Below are 19,794 nucleotides of genomic sequence, written 5' to 3'. Positions count from 1 at the left end.
TGATCCCCTCCGGGCGGCGGGGGGCTCTCCCGTCACCGCCCCCGCCCCCCCCGCCGGGGCCCGGCGCCGGCCGCCCGGGGCCGCCCCCGGGCCCCGCGTCGCCGCCCCACCCCTCCGCGGCACCGCACCCCTACGCAGCAGCTCAGGCACTGTGCACGAAGGAGTACCGCATGCCCCCGTCTCCCCCCGAAGCCCGCACCGTCAAGGCCGACTACGTCATCGTCGGCGGCGGCACCGCGGGATCGGTGATCGCCTCCCGCCTGACCGAGGACCCGGACGTCAGCGTCGTCGTCATCGAGGGCGGCCCCACCGACATCGACCGTGACGACGTCCTGACGCTGCGCCGCTGGCTCGGCCTGCTCGGCGGCGACCTCGACTACGGCTACACCACCACCGAGCAGCCGCGCGGCAACTCCCACATCCTGCACAGCCGCGCCAAGGTCCTCGGCGGCTGCTCCTCGCACAACACGCTGATCTCCTTCAAGCCGCTGCCGTCCGACTGGGACGAGTGGGAGGCCGCGGGCGCCACCGGCTGGGGCGCCGCGAAGATGGACCCCTACTTCGGCAAGCTCCGCAACAACATCGTGCGGGTCGCCAAGAAGGACCAGAACGCCATCGCCACCGACTGGGTCGAGGCCGTCAAGACCGCCCTGGACGTGCCCGAGGTCGTCGGCTTCAACGACCAGCCGTTCGACGAGGGCGTCGGCTTCTTCGACCTGTCGTACCACCCGGAGAACAACAAGCGCTCCTCCGCCTCCGTCGCCTACCTCCACCCGCACATCGAGGCCGGGGACCGCCCCCACCTCACGCTGCTGCTGGAGACCTGGGTCCACAAGCTGGAGCTGGACGGCGTCCGCGCCACCGGCGTCCGCGCCACCACCAAGGACGGCGAGGAGCTGTTCGTCGAGGCCGGGCGCGAGGTGCTGCTCTGCGCCGGTGCGGTGGACACGCCGCGGCTGCTGATGCTCTCCGGTATCGGCCCGAAGAAGGACCTGGAGGCGCTGGGCATCGACTGCGTCCTGGACCTGCCGGGCGTCGGCGAGAACCTCATCGACCACCCCGAGTCGGTCATCGTCTGGGAGACCAACGGGCCGCTGCCCGGCAACTCCGCGATGGACTCCGACGCGGGCCTCTTCATCAAGCGGGACGCGCACCACAAGGGTCCCGACCTGATGTTCCACTTCTACCAGATCCCGTTCACGGACAATCCGGAGCGGCTGGGCTACGAGCGCCCCGAGCACGGCGTCTCGATGACCCCGAACATCCCCAAGTCCCGCGCCCGCGGCCGCCTTTACCTCACCTCCGCCGACCCCGAGGCCAAGCCCGCCCTCGACTTCAAGTACTTCGAGGACGACGAGGACTACGACGGCAGGACGCTCGTCGACGGCATCAAGCTGGCGCGGAAGGTCGCCGAGGCCGAGCCGTTCAAGAAGTGGCTCAAGCGCGAGGTCTTCCCCGGCCCCGAGGTCACCGACGACGCGGAGATCAGCGAGCTGGTCCGCAGGGCCGCGCACACCGTCTACCACCCCGCCGGCACCTGCAAGATGGGCGCCAAGGGCGACGAACTCGCCGTCGTCGACCCGCAGTTGAAGATCCGCGGCCTGTCGCACATCCGCATCGCCGACGCCTCGGTCTTCCCGACGATGCCCGCGGTCAACCCGATGATCGGAGTCCTGATGGTGGGGGAGAAGTGCGCCGAACTGCTCCAGGAAGCCCCTGCCCAGGGAGGTGATGCCTGATGGCTGCCGCCGCCGACGCCTCCGGCATAGCCACCGCCGACGCCGGGAAGGACACCGGGGCACGGATCCCGGCCGTCCCCGCACCCGCCACCGGCACGGAGAACGCCGCCGACCGCGACGTCGTCTTCTCCGCCCGCCACCTGTGGAAGGTCTTCGGCCCCAAGGCCGACCGCATCCCCGACGACACCTCCCTGACCGGCCTGAGCGTCCCCGAGGTGCGCGAGCGCACCGGCTGCACGCCCGCCGTCCGCGATGTCTCCTTCGACGTCCACAAGGGCGAGGTCTTCGTCGTCATGGGCCTCTCCGGCTCCGGCAAGTCCACCCTCGTCCGCTGCCTGACCCGGCTCATCGAACCGACCGGCGGCACCCTGGAGATGGACGGCGAGGACGTCCTCGGCATGGACCGCACCGCCCTGCGCGACCTGCGCCGCCGCCGCGCCGCCATGGTCTTTCAGCACTTCGGTCTGCTGCCGCACCGCACCGTCCTCGACAACATCGCCTACGGCCTGGAGATCCAGGGCGTCGGCAAGGCCGAACGCCGCGCGCGGGCCGTCGAGATGGTGGAGAAGGTCGGCCTCGCCGGACTGGAGAAGCGCCGCCCCGGCCAGCTCTCCGGCGGCCAGCAGCAGCGCGTCGGCCTGGCCCGCGCCCTCGCCGTCGACCCCGAGATCCTGCTGTTCGACGAGCCGTTCAGCGCCCTCGACCCGCTCATCCGCCGCGATATGCAGGAGGAAGTCGTCCGCCTGCACCGCGAGGAGGGCCGGACGATGGTCTTCATCACCCACGACCTCGCCGAGGCGCTGACCGTCGGCGACCGCATCGCCCTGATGCGCGACGGCGAGATCGTCCAGCTCGGCACGCCCGAGGAGATCGTCGGCTCCCCGGCCGACGACTACGTCCGTGACTTCGTCCGCGACGTCCCCCGCGAGCAGGTCCTCACCGTCCGCCGCGCCATGCGCCCGGCCGAGGGCGACGAGGCCGACCAGGGCCCGGCGCTGGCGCCGTCCACCCTGATCTCCGAGGCCATCGAGGCCGTCGCCCGTTCCGGCGGCGCCGTCCGCGTCGCCGAGAACGGCCGCTGCCTGGGCATCGTCGACCACGCCTGCCTGCTGAACGTCGTCGCCCGCATGGACACCACCCGCACCGAGGTGGCCGCCTGATGTACCCCGCCACCCCCCACGGCGTCGCCCCGCGCGGCGCCGGCGTCCCCCACGCCCCGGTGCTGCCGCGGCTGCGTGCCGCGCTGCGGCGCCGCTGGCGCGAGGCGCAGCGCGCCGCCGCCATGAATGTGCCCGCCGGCACCGTGAAACGGGGCCGCGCATGAGTGCCGCCACCGTCACCACCCGGCCCGACGCCCCGTCCGCCGGTCCGCTGCGCGCCCTGCTGCGCCACCGCGGCCTGGCCAAGCTGGTGCTGCTCGCCGTCGCCGCCGCGGTCCTCGTACCGCTGCTGCACGCCAAATGGTCCGGCGGGGCGTGGCCCGAGGCGCTGACCGTCGACGTGTCCAAGCCGCTCGGCAGCGCCAGCGACTGGATCATCGACAACCGCGACAGCCACCCGCTGTTCGTCTACTTCCTCGGCCACCTCTCGAACGCCGTCGTCCTCTCCGTACGCGGCGTGTACCTGGTGTTGCTCGCCCTCGGCTGGACGGGCGTGACCGCCGGGATCACCCTCGTCGCCTGGCGCGTCGCCGGATGGCGCATCGCCGCCACCGCCCTGCTGTCCTTCCTGGTCAGCGGCGTGCTGGGGATGTGGGTGCCGACGATGCAGACCCTCGCGCTGATGATCGTCGCGGTCCTCGCGTCGGTCGCCGTCGGCGCGCTCCTCGGCCTCGCCGGCGGGCTGTCGGACCGGATGTTCCGGCTGCTGCGCCCGGTCCTGGACACCATGCAGGTGCTCCCGGCCTTCGCGTATCTGCTGCCGGTCGTGCTGATCTTCGGCATCGGCGTGCCCGCCGCGCTGCTGGCCACCGTCGTCTACGCGGCGCCGCCGATGGCCCGGCTCACGGCCCTCGGGCTGCGCGGCGCGGACGCCGGTGTCCTGGAGGCCGTGACCTCGCTCGGCGCCACCGGGCGGCAGCGGCTGCTGACCGCCCGGCTGCCGCTGGCCCGCAAGGAGCTGCTGCTCGGCCTCAACCAGACGATCATGATGGCGCTGTCCATGGCCGTGATCGCCTCGATGATCGGCGCCGCCGGTCTCGGTGACCGCGTCTACCAGGCCCTCGCCTCCGTCGACGTCGGCGCCGCGCTCGCCGCCGCCGTCCCGATCGTGCTGCTCGCCATCGTCATGGACCGCACCACCGCCGCGGCGGGCGAGAAGGCCGGGGGCGCCCGCGCCGCCGGACCCGCCCTGCTGCGCGGCTGGCGCGGCTGGGCCGGGGTCGCCGTCGTCACCGCGGTGGCCGCGGCCGCCGGACGGCTGGCCGGCTCGACGGTCTGGCCGACCGGCGCGACCGTCGCCATCGCCCGGCCCGTCAACCACGCCAAGGAGTGGATGGTCGACCACCTCTACTCCGGCGTCCCCGTCGTCGGCGGCACCGCCGACTGGGCCGCGCACTTCACCAACTGGGTCCTCAACCCGCTGCGCGACGGCCTGACCGCGCTGCCCTGGTACGCCACGCTGCTCATCATCGGCGCGCTGGCCTGGCTGATCGGCACCTGGCGCACCGCGCTGACCGCCGTCCTCGCGATGGCCGCGATCGGCGTGCTGGGCGTGTGGAAGCCGTCGATGAACACGCTGTCGCAGGTGCTCGCCGCGCTGGTGGTGACGCTGGTCATCGGCGTCGGTACGGGCATCCTCGCGGCGGGGAGCAAGCGGCTGGAGGCGATCTTGCGCCCGGTCCTGGACGTCATGCAGACCATGCCGCAGTTCGTCTACCTCATCCCGGTCGTCGCGCTGTTCGCCGTGGGCCGCGCCCCGGCGGCCGCCGCGGCCGTCGTCTACGCGCTGCCCGCCGTCATCCGCATCACCACCCAGGGGCTGCGGCAGGTCGACCCGGCGGCGATGGAGTCGGCGACCTCGCTCGGCGCCACCCGCTGGCAGATCCTGCGCCAGGTCCAGCTGCCGCTGGCCCGCCCGGCGCTGCTGCTCGCCGTCAACCAGGGCGTGGTCCTCGTCCTCGCCGTCGTCATCATCGGCGGTCTGGTCGGCGGCGGCGCCCTCGGCTACGACGTCGTCACCGGCCTCGCCACCGGCGACCTGGCCCTCGGCCTCGTCGCGGGCGTCGCCATCGTCTGCCTGGGCCTGATGCTCGACCGGGTCACCCAGCCGACCGAGCGCCGCGCCGCGAAGGGAGCCTGACCATGTCCCGTACCCGCCGAATCGGCACCACGGCCGGTGCCTCGCTGCTGGCCGGGGCGGCGCTGCTCGCGCTGTCCGGCTGCGGCAAGGCCGATATGACCAAGCAGGCGTCGCCGTTCGCCGCCGCCAAGGGCACCAAGTCGGTGACGCTCTCCGTCCAGACCTGGATCGGCGCGCAGTCCAACGTCGCGGTCGCCACGTACCTCCTCGAACACGAGCTGGGGTACCACGTCGACACCGTCCAGGTGGACGAGATCCCCGCCTGGGACGCGCTCAGCCAGGGCCGGGTCGACGCGATCCTGGAGGACTGGGGCCACCCCGACCAGGAGAAGCGCTACGTCCAGGACAAGAAGACGATCACGGACGGCGGTGGCAACGGCGTCACCGGCCACATCGGGTGGTTCGTCCCCAAGTACTGGGCCGACAAGCATCCCGAGGTCACCAACTGGAAGAACCTCAACGCGGTCGCCAAGCAGCTCCGTACCCCGGAGAGCGGCGACAAGGGCCAGCTGATGGACGGTTCGCCGTCCTACGTCACCAACGACAAGGCGCTGGTGAAGAACCTCGGCCTGGACTACCAGGTCGTCTTCGCCGGATCCGAGGCGGCGCAGATCACCCAGATCCAGCAGTTCGCCAAGGAGAAGAAGCCCTTCCTGACGTACTGGTACGAGCCGCAGTGGCTCTTCAACCAGGTGCCGATGGTCGAGGTGAAGCTGCCGAAGTACACCGACGCCTGCGCGGAGAAGGGCACGAAGGACCCCGCGTCCATCGACTGCGCCTATCCGACGACGCCGCTGAAGAAGTTCTTCAACACCGACTTCGCGAAGAGCGGCAGCGCGGCCTCGGCGTTCCTGAAGTCCTTCCACTGGACCAAGGAGAACCAGAACGAGGTCTCCGAGATGATCGCCGCGGACGGCCTGACCGCCGACGAGGCGGCGAAGCGCTGGGTGGAGAAGCACCCGGACGTGTGGAAGCAGTGGTTGCCGAAGAAATGAGCGCCGGCGATCGGTGAACGCTTGACTTCGGCCAAGCCGCCGACGTAGCGGAATTGCCGGACCGGCGGGGCGAGCCCTTTTTCGAGCGCCCCGCCGGCCCGGCTTTTATCCGCGTGTGATGAAGCGGAATATCCCTAGCCCGGGACGACGTCGAAGGCCACGGTGTTGGTCTGCCGGTCACGCGATCCCTTCAGGAACACCTGACCGCTTCCGTGCTGCCAGGTATTGGGGACCGTTGCGGTGGCCTTCGTGGGTTCGTTGGGAACGGGTTTGGCCGGAGTCGGGTATTCCTTTCCGGCCAGGATGTACACCGCTGTGGTGACCGAACTCAACTCTTTCCCGGTGAAATCGATTGCCCGGCCATGGGTGGCCTCATCGGGTTCGATGTCTTCGAGGGCCATGATTTGCTTGGTCGTGACTGTCATGAGCGCTACTCCTTTGTTGCGCTTCCTGGCCTTGCGCAACCCACGCTAGGGCACCCCCGTGAACCCAGCAAATGCCCAGTTTCCTGAGTGAATTCGTCATCCGCTTGGCCCATATGATCTCGGCCTCGGTGGTGACCCCTGAAAGCGGGCGTTAAAATAAACGGCACATAGGGTAGTTGATTCAGTTTCAACGAAAAGACCCCCGTGCTCACACCCATTGCGGCATCCGGGATAGGGCCGCCCCCGGCCCCACCCCGAACGCACCGTCAGCCCCCGCCCCGCAACCCCCGCGCCTCCGCGGCCACCGCCGCCATCGCCCGGCGCTGCTGCCAGGGCCCGAACGTGACCCGGGCGGCGCCGAGTGCGCCCAGCTCCCGCGGCGTGGGCCCGTCGGGGACGGCCAGCGCGTTGAGCGGCAGGCCGATCCCGGCGGCCAGCTCTGCCAGCTCCGCCGGGGGCGCGAGGATCGGGTAGACGCAGTCCGCCCCGGCCGCCGCGTAGAGCCGCCCGCGCCGCACCGTCTCCGCCGCCCCGCCCGCACCGCGGACGTACGTGTCGACCCGGGCGTTGATCACCAGCGCGTCGCCCGCCTCCGCGCGGACCTCCGCCAGCCGGTCCGCCTGACGGTCGGCGTCGACGAGCCCGCCGGTCGCGCGGTCGCCGTCCTCCAGGTTGCAGCCGACCGCCCCCGCCTCGGCCAGCCGCGCCACCAACTCCCGGGCGCCGAGCCCGTATCCGTCCTCCACGTCCGCCGTGACGGGGACGCCCACGGCGCGGGTGATCCGGCCGATCGCGGCGAACATCTCGTCCGGCGGCACCTCGCCGTCGGCGTACCCGAGGGCGGCCGCCACCCCGGCGCTGGGCGTGGCGAGCGCGGGGAACCCGGCGTCGGCGAACGCCTTCGCGCTCCCCGCGTCCCACGGGCCCGGCAGCACCAGCGGCAGCCCGGGCCCGTGGTGGCGGGCGCGCAGCGCGGCGGCGCCCGTCAGCACGGTGCCGCGCCGGAACGGGCGGGCGTCAACGTCGTGGCCACCGGATTCACGCCTGGCCCGGGGCCATCCGGGTGGTCACCGCGAAGCGGTTCCACGCGTTGATGGTGGTGATCAGCGCGATCAGCTGGGCCATCTCGGCGTCCTCGAAGTGCGCGGCGGCCCGCGCGTACACCGCGTCCGGCACGAAACCGTCGGTCAGGACGGTCACCGCCTCGGTGAGCGCCAGCGCCGCCTTCTCCTGCTCGGTGTAGTAACCGGCCGCCTCCTCCCAGGCGCTGAGGAGGTGGATCCGCTCCTCGCTCTCGCCGTTCTTGCGGGCGTCCTTGGTGTGCATGTCCAGGCAGAACGCGCAGTGGTTGAGCTGCGAGGCGCGGATCTTGACCAGTTCGGCCAGGGCCGGGTCGATGCCCTTACGGGCCGCCGCGTCCAGCGCGATCATGGACTTGTAGACCTCGGGGGCCAGCTCGGCCATCCGCAGCCGGGGGCCGTGCTCCGCCGCGTCCGAGGGGGTCTTGGTGGTGTCGTTCGTCGTCGTCATGGCACCGAATCTACGACCGTGGTGGCACCCGCGTATGGTCCACTTCCATGGACAATTCCTGGGCCACTTCCTGGGACGCCTTCGGCCGCGACCTCCATCTGGACCTCGCCGGACCGGGCGGGCTGCGGGTCTGTCTGATGCGGGCGCTGCGCGAGGCTGCCCGCACCGGACGGCTCGCCCCCGGCACCCGGCTGCCGTCCTCCCGCACCCTCGCCGCCGACCTCGGCATCGCCCGCAACACCGTCGCCGAGGCGTACGCGGACCTGGTCGCCGAGGGCTGGCTCAGCGCCCGCCAGGGTTCCGGCACCCGCATCGCCGACCGCACCCCGCCCCGCCCCGTGCCCGCCCGCCGCACCCCGCCGTCCGGCCGCCCCGCGCCCCGCTTCGACCTCACCCCGGGCACCCCGGACGTCTCCGCCTTCCCCCGCGCCGCCTGGCTCGCCGCCGCCCGCCGGGCGCTGAACGCCGCCCCGTACGACGCGCTCGGCTACGGCGCCCCGCAGGGCCGCCCCGAGCTGCGGGCGGTCCTCGCCGACTACCTCGCCCGCGCCCGCGGCGTCCGCGCCGACCCGGACCGCATCGTGATCTGCGCCGGGTTCATACAGGGCCTCGCCCTCGTCGCCCGCGCACTGACGGCCGTCCGCGGCCCGGCCGGCGTGGCCGCCCCCGCCGTCGCCACCGAGGGGTACGGCCTCGGCTTCCACCGCGACGTCCTCGTCCGCGCCGGGCTGCGCACCGTGCCCCTCACCGTCGACGCCCTCGGTGCCCGAACCGACGAACTCCCGTCGTACGACGGCGTGTTGGCGGCCCTGCTCACCCCCGCCCACCAGTTCCCGACCGGCGTCCCGCTCCACCCCGACCGCCGCGCCGCCGCCCTCGACTGGGCCGTGGCGCACGACGGCTGGATCCTGGAGGACGACTACGACGGCGAGTTCCGCTACGACCGGCAGCCGGTCGGCGCGCTCCAGGGCCTCGACCCGGACCGCGTGGTCTATCTGGGCACCGCCAGCAAGAGCCTGGCCCCGGCGCTGCGGCTGGCGTGGCTGGTGCTGCCCGACCGCCTCGTCGACCCCGTCCTCGCCGTCAAGAGCGGCGGCGAATGGCAGTCCGGCACCCTCGACCACCTCACCCTCGCGGAGTTCCTGTCCGGCGGCGCGTACGACCGCCATGTGCGGGGGATGCGGCTGCGCTACCGGCGCCGCCGCGACCGTCTGGTGGCAGCACTCGCCGCGCACGCCCCGCACATCGAGGTCTCCGGCATCGCCGCTGGACTCCACGCCGTCCTCGAACTCCCGCCCGGCACCGAGCGGTCCCTCGTCGAGGCGGCTCGTTGGCAGGGTCTGGAACTGAACGGCCTGAACACCTTCCGCGACCCGGCGGCCCGCACGATGCCCGCCCGCGACGGCCTCGTCGTCCCGTACGGGAGACCCCCGGAACACGCCTTCACGGGCGCCTTGGAGGCCCTCCTGCGGGCCCTGCCCCCCGACCCGTCCGCGGACAGCCCTTAGAGTTGGCACATTCATACGAACGCTCCACGGGGGAGACGGAAGATGGCCGAAAAAGCACACCGCCGGCTGCGCTCGGGCACGGTGATCCTCGGCGGTATGGGCGTCCTCGCCGCGACGCTGACCGCCTGCGGCTCGGAGCCCGACAAGCGCTGCGTGGACCGCAACAGCTACGACGCCGCCCGCGGCTACCACATCGTCGACGCCAAGTACTGCCGCTCCGGCAGCGACACCTCGTCCCACTACGGCACCGGCAACCGCCGCACCGGCAAGCAGTCCGTCAAGGGCCAGTGGTACTACGGCCCCGGCAAGTCCGGCTCGTACGCCGACGGCGGCTCGTTCAGCAAGGGCGGCTCGGTCAGCCGCGGCGGCTTCGGCCACTCCGGCTCCAGCGGCGGGTGAGCGGAGCGTGGAGCGCCACACCCTCGCCCCGCGCCCCGGCTGGCAGCAGACCGTCGAGGCCCAGGGGCTGATCTACCCGCTCACCCGCCACCCGGACGGTGAGCTGCGCCCGTACTGGGACGAGAGCGCGTACTACTCCTTCACGCTCCCCGAGGTCGAGGCGCTGGAGGAGACGGTCGAGGAGCTGCACGCGATGTGCCTGGCCGCCGCCGAGCACCTCGTCACCTACGACCGCCTCGCCGACCTCGGCGTCCACGACCCCCGCGTCGCCGAGCTGATCACCGAGTCCTGGCACCGCCGCGCCGAACTCCCGTCCCTCTACGGCCGGTTCGACCTGCACTACGACGGCACCGGCCCGGCGAAGATGCTGGAGTACAACGCCGATACGCCGACGTCGCTGGTGGAGGCGGCGAGCCCGCAGTGGTTCTGGATGGAGGAGCGCTTCCCCGGCGCCGACCAGTGGAACTCCCTCCACGAACGCCTCGTCGCCGCCTGGGAACGGCAGGCCCCGCTGCTGCCGCCCGGCGCCCCGCTGCACTTCGCGCACTCCGCCGGGGACGAGCTGGGCGAGGACCTGATGACCGTCGCCTACCTGGAGGAGACCGCGCGCCAGGCGGGCCTGGAGACGGCCGCGATACCCGTGGAGGAGATCGGCTGGGACGGCCTGACCGGCCGCTTCGTCGACCAGCGGCTGCGGTTCCTCCGCGCCTGTTTCAAGCTCTACCCCTGGGAGTGGCTGACCACCGACGCCTTCGGACCGCACGTCCTGGACACCCTCGACAACGGCGGCGGCACCGGCTCCACGCTCTGGATCGAGCCGGTCTGGAAGATGCTGCTCTCCAACAAGGCGCTGCTGGCCATCCTCTGGGAGCTGTACCCGGACCACCCCCACCTCCTCCCCGCGTACCTCGACGGGCCGCGGGAGCTGGCCGGGACGACCGGCTACGCCGCCAAGCCGCTGCTGGGCCGGGAGGGCGAGGGCGTCACCCTCCACCCGCCGGGCGCCCCGGCGGCGCCGCGCGACCCCCAGGACCCGTGCTGCTACCAGCAGTTGGCGCCGCTGCCGGACTTCGACGGCAACCGCGTCGTCCTCGGCGCCTGGATCGTCGAGAACGAGGCGGCGGGCCTGGGCATCCGCGAATCGTCCGGCCCGATCACGGATGAGTACGCGCGGTTCCTGCCGCATGTGATCCGCTGAGGGGTCGCGGCGGGGCGGGGCCGGGACCCGGGTGGGGCGTCTCGTGCCGACGGGCCGACCGGGCCGCGCCCGTCCCGCCGGGCACCTGCGCTCCCCGCGCACCCCGTGGCCCCGGAGGTGCGCCCCCGCGCCCGCCGTCCCGGGCCGCGTGCCGCCGCCCGCCGCCGACCTCGCGCGGGGGAGTTTCCCGGACCTGAGACAATCGACGGCATGGCTCACGATCGCCCGCCCGTCGCCCACCACCGCCCCCAGGGGAATGGCTTCGCCATGCAGTCAGCTCCACGTGTGCTCTCCGGCATCCAGCCCACCGCAGGCTCGTTCCACCTCGGCAACTACCTCGGTGCCGTCCGCCAGTGGGTGGCGCTCCAGGAGTCCCACGACGCCTTCTACATGGTCGTCGACCTGCACGCGATCACCGTCCCGCAGGACCCCGCCACGCTGCGCCGCAACACCCGCGTCGCCGTGGCCCAGCTGCTCGCCGCCGGGCTCGACCCCGAGCAGTGCACCCTCTTCGTGCAGAGCCATGTTCCCGAGCACGCCCAGCTCGCCTGGGTGATGAACTGCGTCACCGGCTTCGGTGAGGCGTCCCGTATGACGCAGTTCAAGGACAAGTCCGCCAAGCAGGGCCAGGACAGCACCACCGTCGGCCTGTTCACGTACCCCGTGCTGATGGTCGCCGACATCCTGCTCTACCAGGCCGATCAGGTCCCGGTCGGCGAGGACCAGCGCCAGCACCTGGAGCTGACCCGCGACCTCGCGGACCGCTTCAACACCCGCTACGGCGACACCTTCACGGTCCCCAACCCGTACATCGTCAAGGAGACCGCGAAGATCTTCGATCTTCAGGACCCGGCGGTCAAGATGAGCAAGTCGGCGTCCTCACCGAAGGGCATCATCGACCTCCTCGACGACCCCAAGGCCACCGCGAAGAAGATCAAGAGCGCCGTGACGGACACCGACACCGTCATCCGCTTCGACCGCGAGGCCAAGCCCGGCGTCTCCAACCTCCTCACCATCCTCTCCACCCTCACCGGTACCGGCATCCCCGAGCTGGAGAAGGAGTACGAGGGCAAGATGTACGGCGCCCTCAAGACCGACCTCGCGGGCGTCATGGTCGACTTCGTCACACCGTTCCGGGACCGTACGCAGGAATACCTCGACGACCCCGCGACGCTCGACGCGATCCTCGCGAAGGGCGCCGAGAAGGCCCGCGCGGTGGCCGCCGAGACCCTGGCCACCGCCTATGACCGGCTGGGACTCCTCCCCGCCGGGCACTGACCGGCACCCCGCCGGGCCAGTCACCCACCGGCCCGGCGGCCCCCGGACGGACCACCGAAGCGGCCCCGCCGGCCGCCCCGCCCCGCCCGCCCGGGGCCCGCACCGCCGCTGGGCGGTGCCCACACGCGTCACACTGGTAACGGTGCGACGCCTCGGATGAAGCGGCGCACCCCGTCGTGCGGCCCCCGTAGGGGCGGCCGTCGGCGCAGCGCACACAGTGGAGGGAGAACACAGTGGGGACCGTAACGCTGGGCGTTTCGATCGTGGTCCCGGAGCCTTACGGCAGCTACCTCCAAAGGCAGCGCGAGGGCTTCGGCGACGGCGCGGCACACGGCATCCCCACCCACATCACCCTGCTACCACCGACCGAGGTGGACCGGGACGCGCTGCCCGCCGTCGAACGGCACCTCGCCGAGGTCGCCGCGGGCTGCCGGCCCTTCCCGCTGCGCCTGGAGGGCACCGACACCTTCCGTCCGCTGTCGCCCGTCGTCTTCGTGAAGGTCGCCGAGGGCGAGGAGGGCTGCGCCGCCCTCCAGGCCCGGGTCCGCGCCGCGGGCGGCCCCTGCGCCCGGGAACTGCAGTTCCCGTACCACCCGCACGTCACCGTCGCCCACCACCTCGACGACGCCGCGATGGACCGCGCCCAGCACGAACTCCGCGACTTCCGGGCCACCTGGACCATCGGCGGCTTCGCCCTCTACGAACAGGGCGACGACGCGGTGTGGCGCCTGGAGCGCGAGTACCCCTTCGGGCCGCGCACCGCGACCGTCCCCCGCCAGGCCGATCTGACGCGGCCGCCGGCGCCGTCCTGCTGAACGGCGCCGGGGCGCTTCACGACGGCCGTACGGGGTGACGGCGCGGGCCCTGGCCCCGTACGGCCCGTGGCGCGCGGCCCGGCCTGTACACGGCTGACGGCGCGGGGCCTGGTTCCCCGGGGCCCCGGCCCGTACGCGGCTGAGGGCACGCGCTCCGCCCGCCCGGCTACAACGCCAACCGCCGGAACGTCCGCCGTGGCACATGCCGCAGCGCCGCCATCGCATACCGCAGCTTCCCCGGCACCCACACCACCTCCGACCTGCGGCGCAGCCCCGTCTCGATCGCCTCGGCGACCTCCTCCGGCGTGGTCACCAGCGGCGCCGACGACAGCTCCGGCGTCATCCGCGTCCGCACCCGGCCGGGCCGCACCACCATGACGTGCACCCCGGACCCGTGCAGCGCGTCGCCAAGCCCCTGCGCGAACGCGTCCAGACCCGCCTTGCTCGACCCGTAGAGGAAGTCCGAGCGCCGGGCCCGTTCGCCGGACGCCGACGACAGGACGACCAGCGAGCCTTGCCCCTGCTGCCGTAGCTCCTGGCCGCAGATGAGCGCGGCGGAGACGGCGCCGGTGTAGTTGGTCTGCGCGAGCCGTACCGCGTGCCGGGCGTCGCGTTCGTCGCGCGGCTGGTCCCCGACCACGCCGAACGCCAGCAGCACCATGTCCAGCTCGCCCTCGGCGAAGACCGCCTCCAGCGTCGCCCGGTGGCTGCCCGTGTCCAACGCGTCGAACGCGACGGTCCGCACCTTCGCGCCGTACGCCCGCAGCCGGTCCGCCGCCTCCTCCAGGCCCGGCGACGGGCGTCCGGCCAGCCAGATCGTCCGGGTGCGGCGGGCTGCCAGCCGCGCCGCGGTGGCCAGTGCGATCTCGGAGGTCCCGCCGAGCACCAGCAGCGACCGCGGGCTCCCACAGGCGTCGTTCATGCGGTGACCGTAAACGGTGTGACATCCCTACTAGTCGTCCGCACCGCCCGCCCCGTCCGCGTCTCGCCCGAACGGGTGGCCGCCGCCGTGCGACGGCCCGGACCCGGCCCCCGTACGCACCCGATTCCGGGGTACGCGGACGCTAAGGTTCCGGATCACCGGCCTGACGAGGCGACGAGGGGAACGCCATGGACTGGAGGGGAACGCCATGGACCGGCTGAGCAGGCTGCCGCTGATCGGACCGGCGGTGACCTGGCTGATGACCACCCACCTGTGGCGGGCCTGGACGCGGATACAGCGGGTGCACTGGACCCGGCTGGCCGCCGCGATCACCTTCACCAGCTTCGTCGCGCTCTTCCCGCTGATCACCGTCGGCGCCGCGATCGGCGCCACCGTCCTCAGCACGAGTCAACTCCACACCCTGGAGACCCGGCTTGCCGCGCAGATCCCCGGCATCTCCGGCCAGCTCGACCTCGGCGCGCTGGTCGACAACGCCGGGACCGTCGGCCTCATCGCGGGCGCCGCCCTGCTCCTCACCGGCATCGGCTGGATCCAGGCGATGCGCGACTGCCTCCGCGCCGTCTGGGAGAAAGAGGACGAGGACACCAACTTCTTCCTCGGCAAGCTCCGCGACGGCGCCGTCCTCATCGGTCTCGGCGGCGTCGCCCTGCTCTCCGTCGCCTGTTCCGCCTTCGCCTCCGCCGCCGTCGGCCACGCCGCCGACGCCATGGGACTGGCCGAGGGAGGGACCGGCAGCGCCCTGCTGACCGCCGCCGGATTCTGCATCGCCGTCCTGGCCGACTTCCTGCTGCTGATCTACGTCCTGACCCGGCTGCCCGGCGTCCGCCCCCCGCACCGCGCCGTCGTGGTCGCCGGACTCATCGGCGCCGTCGGCTTCGAACTCCTGAAACTCCTGCTCAGCGGCTACCTCAAGGGCGTTGCCTCGAAGAGCATGTACGGCGCCTTCGGCACCCCGATCGCCCTCCTGCTGTGGATCAACTTCACGGCCAAGCTGCTGGTCTTCTGCGCGGCGTGGACGGCCACACAGGGTCCGGCTGCGGAAGCGGATGAGGAGCGGCCGGTGGAGGGGCCGGTGGAGGGGCCGGACGGTGACAGGCCCGAGGGAGAGAAGCCGGGGAAGGAGGCCGGGGAGCCGGAGGAGGCCACCGGGAAGCCGGAGGAGGGCGGCGGGAGGCCGAAGGAGGGCGGCGGGAAGCCGGAGGAGGGTGGCGGGCCAACTTCTCGGGGGGTCGACCAGAAGCGTTAAATCCGCTGGTCCAGCGGGTAGTTGGCCCGCAAGGGGGCCGCTGAACCCCTACGGGATTCTCCCTACGGGACCGGCCCTACGGGAGCAGGCCCGGCTCACCACAGCTGACGGGCTCAGCTCCCCCGCCCCACCTCACCGAAGCTGCCGCGCCCCCCGCCCCACCTCACCGACGCCGCCGCGCCCCCCCCGCCCCACCTCACCGACGCCGCCGCGCCCCCCGCCGTACCGCCTCCGGCAACGGCCGACGCCGACGGACGAAAAGGGCCACCGCGCCCACCAGGACCAGCGCACCACCGGCGACCCCGGCCGCCGTCCACGCACCGCCCGACGAATCGGCCGCCTCCGGCGCGGCGGAGGCGCCGCCCTTGCCGGGCTTGGCGTCGTCGCCACCGGCGCCGTGGTGCCCGGCGGCCGTCGCGTCCCCCTCCTCGCTCCGCGGCCCGACCAGCCGCCCGACCGGCTCGACCTTGCCCGCCGCCGAGAACCCCCAGTCGAAGAGCGCCGCGGCCTCCTTGTACGCCTCGTTGCGCTCCTGCTTCGCCGGGTTCATGACGGTGACCAGCAGCTTCCGCGCACCGTGCTGGGCGACGACGGTGAGCGTGTTCCCGGCGTTCGTCGTGTAGCCGTTCTTCACCCCGGCGATCCCCGGATACGGCTTGAGGTCGTAATCGCCGCTCAGCAACCGGTTGGTGTTCTGGATCCCGAACGACATCCGCTTGCCGTTCTTGTTCACATCCCCGGGGAACTGCGCATTCGCCGTCGCGCAGTACTCCCGGAAGTCGGCGTTCTGCAGCCCGGCGCGGGCGAACAGGCTCAGGTCGTACGCGCTGGAGACCTGGCCCGGTGCGTCGTACCCGTCCGGCGTGACGACATGGGTGTCGACGGCGTTCAGATCCTTGGCCCGCTGCCGCATCTCCGTGACCGTCGCCTCGGTACCGCCGTTCATCGCCGCGAGCGTGTGCACCGCGTCGTTCCCGGACCGAAGGAACACCCCGAGCCACAGGTCGTGGACGGCGTACGTCAGGTTCTCCTTTATCCCGACCAGGCTGCTGCCCGCGCCCATGCCCTGCAGATCCGCGGGCTTGACCTTGTACTTCTCGTCCTTGGGGAACTTCGGCAGAACCGTATCGGCGAACAGCATCTTCAACGTGCTGGCGGGCGGCAGCTGCCAGTGCGGGTTCTTCGCCGCCAGCACCTCACCCGACTCCGCATCGGACACGATCCACGACCGCGCCGTGATCCCCTGCGGCACCTTCGGCGCCCCGCCCTTCAGCCGCACCTGCACCCCCGGCACGCCCAGCCGCTCACCCCCGACCCGCGACATCACCGCGGGCGGCGCGGGCTCCTTCGCCCGCTTCGCCCCGCCCCCGTCCGCGGCGTACGCGCTTCCGCCGCCGAGCACCACGGGCGGCACCAGCAGCGCGGACACGGCGAGCGCGGAGACGGCGCGCGGACCGCGCGGGGCGGGGACCCGCGCGGCCCGGGACGCGCGCGCCGTACGGGGCCCCGGGACCGCACCGCCCGAGGCGCCGGCTGAGCCCGGACGGGGAGTGCCCGAGCCCGGGTGGGCACTGCTCGGGGCGAACGCGGCGCCCCGAGGCGCGAGCGAGGGGATCAAGGAGGAGGACATCATCGACACGCTCGCGAACGTACCCGCCACCTCTGTGCCCGCGCCGGGCACCCTGCGAAATCCCGCCCCAGGACGGGCCAGCGTGCCGCTCTCCCGCCCCGCGCCCCGGTCCTCATCGGCCCCGGGGCTCTGAAGCTGGCTCACCTGGATCACCTTTCAGCGGTACTCGACACAAGGAAAGCGACCGGCAGAAGAACAGGCCGGACCGGTGCCGCCGCTGTCGCCCTCCCCCTCCTAGATGGCGCGAACGCCCAACGGGTTGCGGCCGCGCCCTCGGCAGCCGAGGGCGCGCGGCAACCGTCTCCGGACCGCTATGAATTCTCCCGCAGGCGCGCGTTCGCCCGCAGCCCGCGGAAACCGATCACACCGATGGCCGTTCCCAGAAGGAAAGAGGTAATCGCCAACACGAGATGCACCCAGAAATACCCGGTCGGATTCCCCGCCCCGTCAAAGGCGAGCCCACTGGCATCCTTGACCAGGTTCTTGACGAAGGTGACCCACACCACCCAGGACCACACACCAAAGGCGAGCAGGAACCACGAAACGGAACGACTGAGCTTCACGAACAAGCTCCTTTACTACGGCGAAGGGGCCCTTCCAGTATCCCGCCCTCACCTCCGTGCTTACCGGCGCGGGTACCGACGGGGGCGGCGAGCGAGGCGTCGACACCCCCTGACCACCAACTTCACCACGCGACAGGCCGAGTTGACCCGCGCCTTCGGCGCCGGAAGGCGATCACCCACCCCGATGTACCGACCGCGCGGAAGGTTGCCTCAGGTTGGTAACAACAGCCCTACGGGGCGTGGCGCCATTTGGCACTAAATCGGACACATCAGGACTTTCGATGTTGCCCGAACGGGTCCTAACTCCCTAGTATTGACACTCTTTACGCTGCCCTTAGAGAACGCTTGCCGGGGCGCGGACCGAAGGGCAACGGGGGTAGTGATGACTGAAAAGTTCAAGGTCGATCTCGACGAACTGCATGACGTGGTGCGTCAGCTCAAGCGCCTCCGGAAGGAGATGGACGAACCCAGTCAGAAGGTGAAGTACAGCACACACATCCCGGATTCGGCCTTCGGTGGAGACTTCATCGAGCGTGGGAAGCTCGCTGGCGCGCATGGGCGTATGCAGGGCTACATGACGGATGTGATCAATGCGCTCCAGGACGTGATCCACGATTTCGGCGAGAAGACTGAGGCCAGCCGTGGTTCCTACGAGGACCAGGAGCACAAGACCAAAACGTCGATGAACGGCTGACCAGGAAGGTCAAGCAAGAACGTATCCGCGTGACGGTGACGAGGGGGAGCCTGAATGGTTGACGCGGCTGGGGAGTACAAGAGTGCCCAGATGATGGAGAGGAACCGGAAGACTGAGGAGCGGTCGGACCGCCTCAAGTCCTTCCAGGGGCATCGGCTCACGCCAACTTCTCCATCGAACTTTCACCACAGGGGCATCAACGAGCTGCGCTCGCTGGTCGAGCATGCCAAGCCGGATATCATCGAGTCATCCGGCGAACACTGGCGTACCTCCGCCGACCAGCTGGCGGGACAAGACGGTGCAGGAGGCATCCGCAAGGCGTTCATGACTGCTGTCGACCACGCATCAGAGCATTGGGAGGGGACGGCGGCCAATGCGTTCCGCCGCGAAGCCGCCAAGGTGCTGAAGAAGATCGACAAGACGTACCAGCATGCACGGGTAGTGGAACGCACCCTCATCGGCACGCGCGGGCCCGGGCCGGAAACGGGCGTGGCGCACAGCCTTCGCAAGGCTCAGCAGGCCATGGCGAAGATCAAAGATCCTGGAAAGGTCGAGAGCGCCTTCAATTCTTCCGGGGACGACGCCCAGTTCCACAAGGACATGGCGAACCCCAAGATGGACGCGCGCATGGCGCTGGAGCTCAATCGGAATGAGCTTTCTCTGAGCAAGGAGCGCCAGGTAGAGGCCGTCATCGTCTTGGACGAGTTGGCCGCCAACTATGACGGTCACTCAAAGGTGTTGGAAGACGGGGTCGACCCGGGCGGTGTCCAAGGGGACTGGCCGAAGGAGCCTTCCAGCAGGCATTCCCCGCCGCCGGTGAACATGCCGGTCACCGGCGGTCCCCGGCCGACGCCGTCGTCGGTGGACCCGAAGATGCCGAATGGCGGAGGTGGACACGCTGTCCCCCCTGGCTTCGACGGCCCCACGATTAAGCGTCCGGAACTTCCTGTACACACCGGCCTGGACGGTCTGCAAGGCGGAACTCTCCCCCCGCCTCCGGTTGCTGGAGGAGTGACCGGAGGCGGTACCCCGGGCGGCCATTCGATCGGTGTGCCCGGGGGTGCCTCGGGAGGCATGGTCCCGCCAGGCTTCATCGGCGTGCCGGGCGGAGGTAGCGCCTCCGGCGGTGGTCGGGGCTCCGGTACGCCCGGTGGAGCCGGCCGCTCAGGTGGCGGCGGGGGGCTCGGAGCATCCGGAGGGAAAGGCGCATCCGCGGCTGCTCGTGGCGGAGCGCAAGCTCGCACGAGGGGCGGTGTGGTCGGCAAGCCAGGTGGTCCCGCGGGTGGAGCGAAGCAAGGCGGTGCCGGCCTGCATCGCAGTCGAGGCGGCTCCCAGGCAGGCAAGGGCATGGTCGGTGCCGGAGCCGGTGGGAAGGACAAGGGCAAGCGGAAGAACGAGGGTCCCACCAATCAGCGTCCTGACTACCTTGTCGAGGACGAAGAGACGTGGACTTCGCAGCGTAAGGTGGCGCCTCGCGTCATCGAATGACTCCAAGTCCCGGTTGTACACGTGACGGTCGGGCCCGAAGCTC

Annotated in this window: 19 protein-coding genes; 13 read left to right on the top strand and 6 right to left on the bottom strand. The window is 71.6% G+C overall.

The window, feature by feature from the left end:
* Positions 1-170 precede the first annotated feature (170 nt).
* Genes ACFWWQ_RS26325 through ACFWWQ_RS26305 form a run of 5 tightly spaced genes read left to right on the top strand, consistent with a single transcriptional unit; the run spans position 171 to position 6,034 of the window.
* A complete protein-coding gene (locus tag ACFWWQ_RS26325) occupies positions 171-1,739 on the top strand; it encodes a GMC family oxidoreductase (RefSeq protein WP_384600902.1) in 1,569 nt (522 codons plus the stop codon).
* Positions 1,739-2,899, top strand: a complete 1,161-nt coding sequence (locus ACFWWQ_RS26320; protein ID WP_384600899.1) for a glycine betaine/L-proline ABC transporter ATP-binding protein — start codon at positions 1,739-1,741, stop codon at positions 2,897-2,899. The genes ACFWWQ_RS26325 and ACFWWQ_RS26320 overlap by 1 nt, the downstream gene beginning before the upstream one ends.
* Positions 2,899-3,063: a hypothetical protein gene (locus ACFWWQ_RS26315; protein ID WP_384600896.1), complete on the top strand. Its 165-nt coding sequence runs from the start codon at positions 2,899-2,901 to the stop codon at positions 3,061-3,063. Before ACFWWQ_RS26320 ends, ACFWWQ_RS26315 begins: the two co-directional genes overlap by 1 nt.
* Positions 3,060-5,039 (top strand): ABC transporter permease, encoded by a 1,980-nt coding sequence (locus ACFWWQ_RS26310; RefSeq protein ID WP_384600893.1) that lies wholly within the window; start codon positions 3,060-3,062, stop codon positions 5,037-5,039. The genes ACFWWQ_RS26315 and ACFWWQ_RS26310 overlap by 4 nt, the downstream gene beginning before the upstream one ends.
* Positions 5,040-5,041: 2 nt before the next feature.
* Positions 5,042-6,034, top strand: a complete 993-nt coding sequence (locus tag ACFWWQ_RS26305; RefSeq protein ID WP_384600891.1) for an ABC transporter substrate-binding protein — start codon at positions 5,042-5,044, stop codon at positions 6,032-6,034.
* Between the two features lie 134 nt (positions 6,035-6,168).
* On the opposite strand, the gene ACFWWQ_RS26300 is transcribed toward ACFWWQ_RS26305, so the two are convergent.
* The 3 genes from ACFWWQ_RS26300 to ACFWWQ_RS26290 form a co-directional block, all read right to left on the bottom strand.
* Positions 6,169-6,459: a hypothetical protein gene (locus ACFWWQ_RS26300; RefSeq protein ID WP_384600888.1), complete on the bottom strand. Its 291-nt coding sequence runs from the start codon at positions 6,457-6,459 to the stop codon at positions 6,169-6,171.
* Positions 6,460-6,725: 266 nt separating this feature from the next.
* Positions 6,726-7,451 (bottom strand): isocitrate lyase/phosphoenolpyruvate mutase family protein, encoded by a 726-nt coding sequence (locus ACFWWQ_RS26295; RefSeq protein WP_384600886.1) that lies wholly within the window; start codon positions 7,449-7,451, stop codon positions 6,726-6,728.
* 46 nt (positions 7,452-7,497) lie between these two features.
* Positions 7,498-7,989: a carboxymuconolactone decarboxylase family protein gene (locus tag ACFWWQ_RS26290; RefSeq protein ID WP_384600884.1), complete on the bottom strand. Its 492-nt coding sequence runs from the start codon at positions 7,987-7,989 to the stop codon at positions 7,498-7,500.
* Positions 7,990-8,036: 47 nt separating this feature from the next.
* Here ACFWWQ_RS26290 and ACFWWQ_RS26285 point away from each other — a divergent pair, with 47 nt between their 5' ends.
* The 5 genes from ACFWWQ_RS26285 (at position 8,037) to ACFWWQ_RS26265 (ending at position 13,187) form a co-directional block, all read left to right on the top strand.
* The gene (locus ACFWWQ_RS26285; RefSeq protein ID WP_384600881.1) at positions 8,037-9,497 is read left to right on the top strand and encodes a PLP-dependent aminotransferase family protein; all 1,461 of its coding nucleotides are present in this window, start codon (positions 8,037-8,039) and stop codon (positions 9,495-9,497) included.
* Positions 9,498-9,539: 42 nt separating this feature from the next.
* Positions 9,540-9,896, top strand: coding sequence for a hypothetical protein (locus ACFWWQ_RS26280; protein ID WP_384600879.1), 357 nt, complete (start codon positions 9,540-9,542; stop codon positions 9,894-9,896).
* Positions 9,897-9,903: 7 nt separating this feature from the next.
* The gene (locus ACFWWQ_RS26275; RefSeq protein ID WP_384600876.1) at positions 9,904-11,094 is read left to right on the top strand and encodes a glutathionylspermidine synthase family protein; all 1,191 of its coding nucleotides are present in this window, start codon (positions 9,904-9,906) and stop codon (positions 11,092-11,094) included.
* Between the two features lie 267 nt (positions 11,095-11,361).
* A complete protein-coding gene (gene trpS, locus ACFWWQ_RS26270; protein ID WP_384600923.1) occupies positions 11,362-12,372 on the top strand; it encodes a tryptophan--tRNA ligase in 1,011 nt (336 codons plus the stop codon).
* 233 nt (positions 12,373-12,605) lie between these two features.
* The gene (locus ACFWWQ_RS26265) at positions 12,606-13,187 is read left to right on the top strand and encodes a 2'-5' RNA ligase family protein (protein ID WP_384600873.1); all 582 of its coding nucleotides are present in this window, start codon (positions 12,606-12,608) and stop codon (positions 13,185-13,187) included.
* 166 nt (positions 13,188-13,353) lie between these two features.
* Here ACFWWQ_RS26265 and ACFWWQ_RS26260 read toward each other — a convergent pair whose 3' ends face one another.
* Positions 13,354-14,109: a decaprenylphospho-beta-D-erythro-pentofuranosid-2-ulose 2-reductase gene (locus tag ACFWWQ_RS26260; protein WP_384600870.1), complete on the bottom strand. Its 756-nt coding sequence runs from the start codon at positions 14,107-14,109 to the stop codon at positions 13,354-13,356.
* Between the two features lie 208 nt (positions 14,110-14,317).
* On the opposite strand from ACFWWQ_RS26260, the gene ACFWWQ_RS26255 reads away from it, so the two are divergent.
* A complete protein-coding gene (locus ACFWWQ_RS26255) occupies positions 14,318-15,376 on the top strand; it encodes a YihY/virulence factor BrkB family protein (protein WP_384600867.1) in 1,059 nt (352 codons plus the stop codon).
* A 196-nt stretch (positions 15,377-15,572) separates the two neighbouring features.
* Here ACFWWQ_RS26255 and ACFWWQ_RS26250 read toward each other — a convergent pair whose 3' ends face one another.
* A complete protein-coding gene (locus ACFWWQ_RS26250; protein ID WP_384600920.1) occupies positions 15,573-17,009 on the bottom strand; it encodes a D-alanyl-D-alanine carboxypeptidase family protein in 1,437 nt (478 codons plus the stop codon).
* Between the two features lie 308 nt (positions 17,010-17,317).
* Positions 17,318-17,569: an SCO4848 family membrane protein gene (locus ACFWWQ_RS26245; RefSeq protein WP_384600864.1), complete on the bottom strand. Its 252-nt coding sequence runs from the start codon at positions 17,567-17,569 to the stop codon at positions 17,318-17,320.
* A 382-nt stretch (positions 17,570-17,951) separates the two neighbouring features.
* Here ACFWWQ_RS26245 and ACFWWQ_RS26240 point away from each other — a divergent pair, with 382 nt between their 5' ends.
* The gene (locus ACFWWQ_RS26240) at positions 17,952-18,263 is read left to right on the top strand and encodes a hypothetical protein (RefSeq protein ID WP_384600862.1); all 312 of its coding nucleotides are present in this window, start codon (positions 17,952-17,954) and stop codon (positions 18,261-18,263) included.
* Positions 18,264-18,317: 54 nt separating this feature from the next.
* Positions 18,318-19,751, top strand: a complete 1,434-nt coding sequence (locus ACFWWQ_RS26235) for a hypothetical protein (protein ID WP_384600859.1) — start codon at positions 18,318-18,320, stop codon at positions 19,749-19,751.
* Positions 19,752-19,794: the final 43 nt, after the last annotated feature.

The sequence above is a fragment of the Streptomyces sp. NPDC059080 genome, assembly GCF_042739975.1.
Classification (GTDB): Bacteria; Actinomycetota; Actinomycetes; order Streptomycetales; family Streptomycetaceae; genus Streptomyces; species Streptomyces benahoarensis.
This window is presented reverse-complemented; position numbering and strand designations above follow the sequence as displayed.